General features: G+C 68.6%; 8 protein-coding genes. 4 read left to right on the forward strand and 4 right to left on the reverse strand.

The window, feature by feature from the left end:
* From J7346_RS14695 to serS, 4 genes are all read right to left on the reverse strand, one after another.
* Positions 1-569: LysM peptidoglycan-binding domain-containing protein (locus J7346_RS14695; protein WP_245157921.1), on the reverse strand; the 569-nt coding region annotated here is incomplete at its 3' end.
* Positions 570-691: 122 nt separating this feature from the next.
* Positions 692-1,336 (reverse strand): protein-L-isoaspartate(D-aspartate) O-methyltransferase, encoded by a 645-nt coding sequence (locus tag J7346_RS14700; RefSeq protein ID WP_209120721.1) that lies wholly within the window; start codon positions 1,334-1,336, stop codon positions 692-694.
* Positions 1,333-2,118, reverse strand: coding sequence for a 5'/3'-nucleotidase SurE (gene surE / locus J7346_RS14705; RefSeq protein ID WP_209120722.1), 786 nt, complete (start codon positions 2,116-2,118; stop codon positions 1,333-1,335). The genes J7346_RS14700 and surE overlap by 4 nt, the downstream gene beginning before the upstream one ends.
* A complete protein-coding gene (gene serS, locus J7346_RS14710; protein WP_209120723.1) occupies positions 2,115-3,551 on the reverse strand; it encodes a serine--tRNA ligase in 1,437 nt (478 codons plus the stop codon). Before serS ends, surE begins: the two co-directional genes overlap by 4 nt.
* A gap of 275 nt (positions 3,552-3,826) precedes the next feature.
* On the opposite strand from serS, the gene mutL reads away from it, so the two are divergent.
* The 4 genes from mutL to J7346_RS14730 all read left to right on the forward strand — a co-directional run bounded on the left by mutL (position 3,827) and on the right by J7346_RS14730 (position 7,198).
* Positions 3,827-5,674 (forward strand): DNA mismatch repair endonuclease MutL, encoded by a 1,848-nt coding sequence (gene mutL, locus J7346_RS14715; protein ID WP_209120724.1) that lies wholly within the window; start codon positions 3,827-3,829, stop codon positions 5,672-5,674.
* A gap of 348 nt (positions 5,675-6,022) precedes the next feature.
* Positions 6,023-6,298, forward strand: a complete 276-nt coding sequence (locus tag J7346_RS14720) for a type II toxin-antitoxin system prevent-host-death family antitoxin (RefSeq protein ID WP_209120725.1) — start codon at positions 6,023-6,025, stop codon at positions 6,296-6,298.
* A 4-nt stretch (positions 6,299-6,302) separates the two neighbouring features.
* Positions 6,303-6,740 (forward strand): growth inhibitor PemK, encoded by a 438-nt coding sequence (locus J7346_RS14725; protein WP_209120726.1) that lies wholly within the window; start codon positions 6,303-6,305, stop codon positions 6,738-6,740.
* Complete coding sequence (locus J7346_RS14730; protein ID WP_209120727.1) at positions 6,737-7,198, forward strand: low molecular weight protein-tyrosine-phosphatase; 462 nt, start codon at positions 6,737-6,739, stop codon at positions 7,196-7,198. Before J7346_RS14725 ends, J7346_RS14730 begins: the two co-directional genes overlap by 4 nt.
* Positions 7,199-7,514: the final 316 nt, after the last annotated feature.

Genomic DNA, 7,514 nt, shown 5'->3' on the forward strand with positions numbered 1-7,514 from the left:
GGCGGGGGCGGCGGCAGGGCACCGGACGGCACGCGCACCCCGACGGGCGATGGGCCGGTGGCATAGGGGTCGCGGCCGGAATCCACGGCCGAGTCGGGCAGCACCACATCGGCGCCGACACTCAGCGCAGCACGCGGGCCCAGATCATTCATCTCGATCAGCACCTGAATGGGAGTCAGGAACCGGCGTCCGATCCCCGAAAGCGTATCGCCCGGCTGCACCGTATAGCGGGCACCCGCCACCCGGGTGACCGGCAGGGGCTCCAGTGCGGGCGGCGGCGGCACCTCGACCTCAACCGTGGGCGGCGGAATCGTTCCGGGAGCATCCAGGGCACCGCCCTCGATATCGCCCCGCGGCGCCGTCGAACCGTATTCCACCGCCGGCGGCAGGCCGGCTTCGCGGGCCGGCGGCGGGGCCTCGTTCGGGCCGACGACCCGCACCCCGGTCGGGTTGACTGGCATGGGCCGGGTCGAATAGCGCGGCTCACTGGGATAGCTGGCACAGGCCGCCATGGTCATCATACCCATGGCCAAAGCCAGAAGGGTCATCCCCTGACGGATGCTCACCATCGCCTGTCTCCTCTCGGTCCCGATTCCTCAGCCCCCGGTGTGCCCCGGCGCGGCCCCCAAGCCAACCCGCCAAACCGCGCCAAAATGGGGCGCCAAGGTTAACAGCCCCCGGAAATCCGGCGTCAGCCTTCCTTCGCCGTGCCTTCGACCAGAGGCACAAAGCGCACCTCCGTCAGGCTCTCACGGTGGAAGGAACCGTCGGGCTGGCCGACGTAGCGGTTCAGCATCTGCACCGAGGTCCGCCCCACCGGACACACCAGAATGCCGCCCGGTTTCAGCTGCTTCAGCAGTTCGGTCGGCTCGTGCGGTGCGGCCGCCGTCACCATGATCCGGTCAAACGGCGCCTGTTCGGGCCAGCCCATGCCGCCGTCGCCATGCCGGGTGATGACATTGTCGATCTGCAGGGTCTTCAGCTTCGCCTCGGCCTCGTTCAGCAGGCTGCGATAGCGCTCGACCGAATAGACATAGCGCGCCAGCCGGCTCAGCACCGCGCACTGATAGCCGCTGCCCGTGCCGATCTCGAGCACCCGGTGGCGCGGCTGGACCTCCAGCGCCTGGGTCATCAGGCCGACGATATAGGGCTGGCTGATCGTCTGGGCGCAGTCGATCGGCAGGGCCTGGTCCTCCCAGGCCTGATCGAGGAATTTCTCATGGACGAAGACCGCGCGGTCGATCGACTCCATGGCCGCCAGCACGCGGGGGTCGGTCACTCCCTGCTGCCGCAGGCCAAGGATCAGCCGCCCCGCCCGGTCGTCGTTCAGCTTCATCCCACCGTCCTCGGGACCGCCCCGCCCAGCACACCCTTCAGATCATGCATACTCGGCCGGTGGGTCAGGTCGATGTGCAGCGGCGTCACCGAGATCCGCCCCTCGTCCATGGCGCGCAGGTCGGTGCCGGTGGCGTGGTCCTGCTTCTCGCCACGGAAGCTCATCCAGTAATAGTCCCGTCCGCGCAGGTCGGTGCGCTTGACCGCGTGCATCTCGCCGATCTGGCGGAAGCCCTGGCGGGTCACCTCGACCTCGGTCACCGCCTCGGGCGCGCGGGCGGGGAAGTTGATGTTCCACATCACCCCCTCGTGCCACTCCTGCGCCATCAGCCGCGACAGGATCGGCGGCGCATGCGTCTCGGCCGTCTCCCAGTGCGCGGTCACCTCGTCGTGGAAGCGCTCCAGGCTCTGCGACAGGGCGATCGAGCGGATGCCGAACGCCATCCCCTGCAGCGCGCCCGCCACCGTCCCGGAATAGGAGCAATCCTCGCCGACATTATGCCCGCGATTGACCCCCGACAGCACCAGATCGGGCCGCTCGGGCATCAGATCATTGACCGCCAGCACCACACAGTCGGTCGGCGTGCCGGTCACGGCGAACCGCTTGTCGCCCATCCGGTTCACGCGCAGCGGCTCGGTAAGGGTGATGCCGCGCCCCTTGCCCGACTGTTCCACCGCCGGCGCACAGATCCACACATCGTCCGACAGGGTCCGCGCGATCCGCTCCAGACAGGCCAGACCCTCGGCCTCGATCCCGTCGTCATTGGTCAGCAGGATTCTCATCCGACGTGCGTCACCCCTTCCGGCATGTAGCGCTTCAGCACCTCGGGCAGGGCGATCCGGCCGCCCTCGTCCTGATAGTTTTCCATGACCGCCACCAGCGTCCGCCCGACCGCCAGGCCCGAGCCGTTCAGCGTGTGCACGAACTCGGTCTTCTTCTCGCCCGCCCGCTTGAACCGCGCATCCATCCGCCGGGCCTGGAAGTCCCCGCAGTTCGAGCAGCTGCTGATCTCGCGGTACGTATCCTGGCTGGGCAGCCAGACCTCCAGGTCAAAGGTCTTCCGCGCCGAAAAGCCCATGTCGCCCTTGCACAGCAGCATCCGGCGATAGGGCAGCTCCAGCGCCTTGAGCACCGCCTCGGCACAGCCGGTCATGCGCTCGTGCTCGGCCTCGGAATCCTCGGGCCGGGTGATCGAGACCAGCTCGACCTTGGAAAACTGGTGCTGGCGGATCAGGCCGCGCGTATCCCGCCCCGCCGACCCGGCCTCCGCCCGGAAGCACGGCGTCAGCGCCGTCAGCCGCATCGGCTGGGCCAGCTCTTCCTCCGACAGGATCGTCTCGCGCACGAGATTGGTCAGGGAGACCTCGGCGGTGGGGATGAGCCAGCGGCGTGGCTCGATCAATGCTCCAACTCCGCCGGATGCCCCGAAAGACACCTCACCAGTCACTTCGTCTAGAAAGACATCTACGTTCACTGGTTGGCGGTAATAAATGCCGGGGACTTCCAATCGCTGAAACTCGGCGTCGGGGCGAAGGGTATTGGAGGCAAAGAACAGGTCGTCCTCAAACTTCGGCAGTTGGCCCGTGCCGAACATGGCCCTGTCCCGCACCAGATAGGGCGGATTGACCTCCAGATAGCCGTGCCGGGCCGTCTGCATGTCCAGCATGAACTGGCCGATGGCCCGTTCCAGCCGCGCCAGGCCGCCCTTCAGCACGGCAAAGCGCGCGCCCGACATTTTCGCCGCGGCCTCGAAATCCAGCAGGCCCAGGGCCTCGCCCAGATCCGCGTGATCCTTGGCGGGGCCCGACTTCCTCGGTTCGCCCCAGCGGCCGGTCTCGACATTGCCGGTCTCATCGTCGCCGTCCGGCACATCGTCGGCGGCCAGGTTCTTCAGCCCCGCGAGGATGTCGCGCAGGGCCTTGCCCTTTTCGGCCTCGACCGCCTCATTCGCCGCGATCTCGACCTTCAGCCCCTCGACCTCGGCCTTCAGCCGCTCGGCCTCGGCCATGTCCTTTTTGCCCATGGCGGCGCCGATGGCCCTGGACGCCGCATTCCGCTTCGACAGGGCGTCCTGCCCCGCCGTCTGGGCGGCGCGCAGGTCGCGGTCCAGCTCCAGAATACGGTCGACGGTCGCCTCGGCATCCTCCACCCCGCGCGAGGTCCAGCCCGCCACATAGGCCTGCGGGGTGTCACGGATGGCTCGGATGTCGTGCATGGTCGGTCTTCGTCTTCGGGGAGGAAGCGATGCTCTAACGCCCCACGCGGAGTCGGGCAAACCTCCACATCGTTTCCTTCTCCCCTTGCGGGAGAAGGTGGGCCGCGAAAGCGGCTCGGATGAGGGGTGGCGCCGCCCTTAAAGACACCCCCCACATTCAGCCGCAGCAAGACCCCTCATCCGCCCCCTTCTCAGGGGGCACCTTCTCCCGCAAGGGGAGAAGGACCATGTCCTGGCAGACGCCCTCCACGCTTTGCCGTAGTCTCTCCGAATCCATGCCCATCCGCCGCCTTCCCCCCGAGACCGTCAACCGCATCGCCGCCGGCGAGGTGGTCGAGCGTCCGGCCAGTGCCGTCAAGGAGCTGGTCGAGAACGCCCTCGACGCCGGCACCACCCGCATCGAGGTGCAGATCGAGGGCGGCGGCCTGACCCGCATTCTGGTCGCCGACGACGGCCACGGCATAGCCCCGGACCAGCTGGAGCTGGCCATCGAGCGCCATGCGACGTCCAAGCTCGAGCCCGATGACGCGGGCGATGTCGACCTGCTGCGCATCTCGACCCTCGGCTTTCGCGGCGAGGCCCTGCCCTCCATCGGCTCGGTCGCCCGGCTGACGCTGACCAGTCGCCCTATGGCAGGAGGCGACGCCCACGCCCTGCGCGTCGAGGGCGGCCGCGTCACCCCGCCCGGCCCCGCCGCCTTCCCCGGCCCGCACGGCACCCGGGTCGAGGTGCGCGACCTCTTCTACGCCACGCCCGCCCGGCTGAAGTTCATGAAGTCCGAGCGCGCCGAGGCCATGGCCATCGCCGAGGAGCTGCGCCGTCAGGCCATGGCGCACGAGGCCGTCACCTTCGCCCTCGACGTCGAGGGTCGCTCGGTTCTGCGCCTGCCCGCCGAACATCCGGGGGACGAGGGGCGCCTGCGCCGTCTGGCCGCCATCCTCGGCCGCGATTTCGAGGCCAATGCCCTGCTGGTCGACCACACCCGCGACGAGGTCCGCCTCAGCGGCTATGCGGGCCTGCCCACCTATTCGCGCGGCAACGGCCAGCACCAGTATCTGTTCGTCAACGGCCGCCCGGTGAAGGACCGCCTGCTGCAAGGCGCCCTGCGCGGCGCCTATGCCGACTTCCTCGCCCGCGACCGCCACCCTGCCGCCGTCCTGTTCCTCGAGGTCGATCCGCTCAAGGTCGACGTCAACGTCCACCCGGCCAAGTCCGAGGTGCGCTTCCGTGACGCCGCCCTGGTGCGCGGCCTGATCGTCGGCGGCCTGCGCCACTCCCTCGCCGCCGCCGGCCACCGCGCCTCGACAACCGTCGCCGATCAGGCCCTGACCGGCTTCACCCCCCACACCGGCATCGGCCCCGCGCCCGCGAGCGCCGCCCCTTCCGCCACCGGCTGGAGCGGCTGGGACGCCTGGGCCGCCCCCGCCACCCAAACCGCCCAGATCATCCCCGGCCTCCACGACCGCAGCGCCCGCGTCGAACCAGAACCTCTCGCCGCTCGCCACTCGCCACTCGCCACTCCCGGCGAAGCCGACCCCATGGACCTCCCCCTCGGCGTCGCCCGGGGCCAGCTGCACGGCACCTATATCGTCGCCCAGACCCGCGACGGCCTGGTCCTGGTCGACCAGCACGCCGCGCACGAGCGCCTCGTCTATGAGCGGATGAAGGCCCAGATGGCCGAGGGCGGCGTCACGCGGCAGGCCCTGCTGGTGCCCGAGGTGGTCGAGCTTGACCCCGCCGAGGCCGAGCGCGTCACCGACCGCGCCGGGGAACTGGCCGAACTGGGACTGGTCGTCGAACCCTTTGGCGCCGGCGCCGTCCTGGTCCGCGAAGTCCCCGCCCTGCTCGGCCGCGTCGATGCCGCCGGCCTGGTGCGCGACATCGCCGACGACCTCTCCGAACACGGCGCTGCCCTCGCCCTCAAGGAACGCCTCGGCGAGGTCTGCGGCACCATGGCCTGCCACGGCAGCGTCCGCGCCGGCCGTGTGCTGTCCGCGCCCGAGATGAACGCCCTGCTGCGCCAGATGGAAGCCACCCCCCACTCCGGCCAGTGCAACCACGGCCGCCCGACTTACGTGGAGCTCAAACTGGCCGATCTGGAGAAGCTGTTCGGGCGGCGGTGATGAAACGTCGAGCCTCTGCATTTATGGTTGCCCTCGCCGGCGCAGGCCTCGGGTCCGGCTGTTCTGCCCCGCCTCCAGAATCTGACCCTGTCGAGGAAGCGCTAAGCGCCCTCGCGCGCCACGCAGGGGGCCCTGTCGAGATACAGAGCGTCTCGATCAACGGCGAGATCGTCTGCGGATGGGCGGATACCACCGGGCCATTTTTCTTCGAGGAGGGCACGCTCATCCTGTGGTTTGACGACCCGGCCCACTTCAGTCGATGCGGTTCGGACTTCGTGGCACCGGCGACGCGGGCACCGGTGGTGGACTAACCCTTGCCAATTTCCCGAAAATAGCTAATATCCACATATGCCCTCTTCGCCCCCCACCCCTTCCGTCTCCGCTACCGAGTTCCAGACGCGGGCCGGGCTCTATATCGAGCAGTCAGGCAAGGCGCCGGTGTTCATCACCAAACATCGGCGGCTGGCGCGGGTGCTGATCGATATCGATGAATATGAGCGGCTCAAGGCCCGCGATACGCGGCAGGCGTACCGGACCCAGGACCTCCCCGATGAATGGGCGGGCGCGCTTGAGGCAGCGGATTACGGCCCGGCAGACCCGGCGCTGGAAGACCTGACAGACTGATCCCGTGGACAGGCCGCAGCCGCAGGTCGGTCTTGTCATCCGCTACGACTTCCTCTGGTCGCACGAACGCGACAAGGGCTATGCCGCCGGGGCCAAGGAACGCCCCTGTGTGATCGTGACCGCCATCGTTCGAGGGCCGGACGGCCAGACCGATGTTCTCGTGGCGCCTATCACCCACTTGGTGCCCGGGGACGATGCAACGGCCATCGAAATCCCGGCAAGGGTCAAGCAACATCTGGGTCTCGACGACCACCGCAGCTTCATCATCGCCGGCGAGGCCAACACGCTATCGTGGGATGATCCAGGCATTATTCCAGCCGTCCCCGGCCAGCGATGGGCCTATGGCCGTCTGCCCAAGGGGCTTTACGATGCCCTGCGCTCAGCCATGCTGGACCTCGTGAAGGCAGGCAAACTCAAATCGGCGAACCGCAAGGGCACATGACCATCCCCTCCCTCCTCTTCGTCTGTCTCGGCAATATCTGTCGCTCGCCGCTGGCGGAGGGGGCGTTGCGGCATGTGGCGCGGCAGCAGGGGCTCGACCTGAGGCTCGACTCGGCGGGGACCGGGGACTGGCATGTCGGCCAGCCGCCCGATCCGCGCGCGATCGCGGCGGCGCGGCGGAACGGGGTGGATATCTCGGACCTGAGGGCGCGACAGGTGACGGCGGACGACTTCACCCGCTTTGACCACATCCTGGCCCTCGACCGGCAGAACCTCGCCGACCTGCGCCGACTGGCCCCCGCCGGCAGCACCGCCCCCCTCGCCCTGTTGCTGGATCACGTCCCGGGGCGAGAGGGTCAGGGCGTGGCCGACCCCTGGACCGGCACCGACACCGACTTCGACCAGACCTGGGCCGACGTCACGGCAGCCGCGGCGGAGTTGGTGCGGATGGTGACGTAAGTCTCCTCCCCATCTTGATGGGGAGGGGGACCCTGCGAAGCCTTGGCGAAGCAGGGTGGAGGGGTTCTTCGCCGCATGCTCGCCCTCAAGAACCCCTCCGTCACGTCGGCTTCGCCGCCGCGCCACCTCCCCGACTTCGTCAGGGAGGAGACAGAAAGTCCGTCATCCTCGGGCTTGACCCGAGGATCGGTGCCGCCCGCGACGGGAGACGGTCTGGATGGACCGATCCTCCGATCAAGTCGGAGGATGACGATGGGCTGAACGGCGCAGCTATAAAAACAGCGCCCCAATTCCCCAACCCTTTCAACACCCCCAC

The sequence above is a fragment of the Brevundimonas sp. A19_0 genome, assembly GCF_017744255.1.
GTDB lineage: Bacteria > Pseudomonadota > Alphaproteobacteria > Caulobacterales > Caulobacteraceae > Brevundimonas.

What these genes read in the sequence shown, in the direction of transcription:
- J7346_RS14700 (WP_209120721.1), bottom strand. Translation starts at nt 1,336, where the DNA reads ATGAAGCTGAACGACGACCGGGCGGGGCGGCTGATCCTTGGCCTGCGG.
- surE (WP_209120722.1), bottom strand. Translation starts at nt 2,118, where the DNA reads ATGAGAATCCTGCTGACCAATGACGACGGGATCGAGGCCGAGGGTCTG.
- serS (WP_209120723.1), bottom strand. Translation starts at nt 3,551, where the DNA reads ATGCACGACATCCGAGCCATCCGTGACACCCCGCAGGCCTATGTGGCG.
- mutL (WP_209120724.1), top strand. Translation starts at nt 3,827, where the DNA reads ATGCCCATCCGCCGCCTTCCCCCCGAGACCGTCAACCGCATCGCCGCC.
- J7346_RS14720 (WP_209120725.1), top strand. Translation starts at nt 6,023, where the DNA reads ATGCCCTCTTCGCCCCCCACCCCTTCCGTCTCCGCTACCGAGTTCCAG.
- J7346_RS14730 (WP_209120727.1), top strand. Translation starts at nt 6,737, where the DNA reads ATGACCATCCCCTCCCTCCTCTTCGTCTGTCTCGGCAATATCTGTCGC.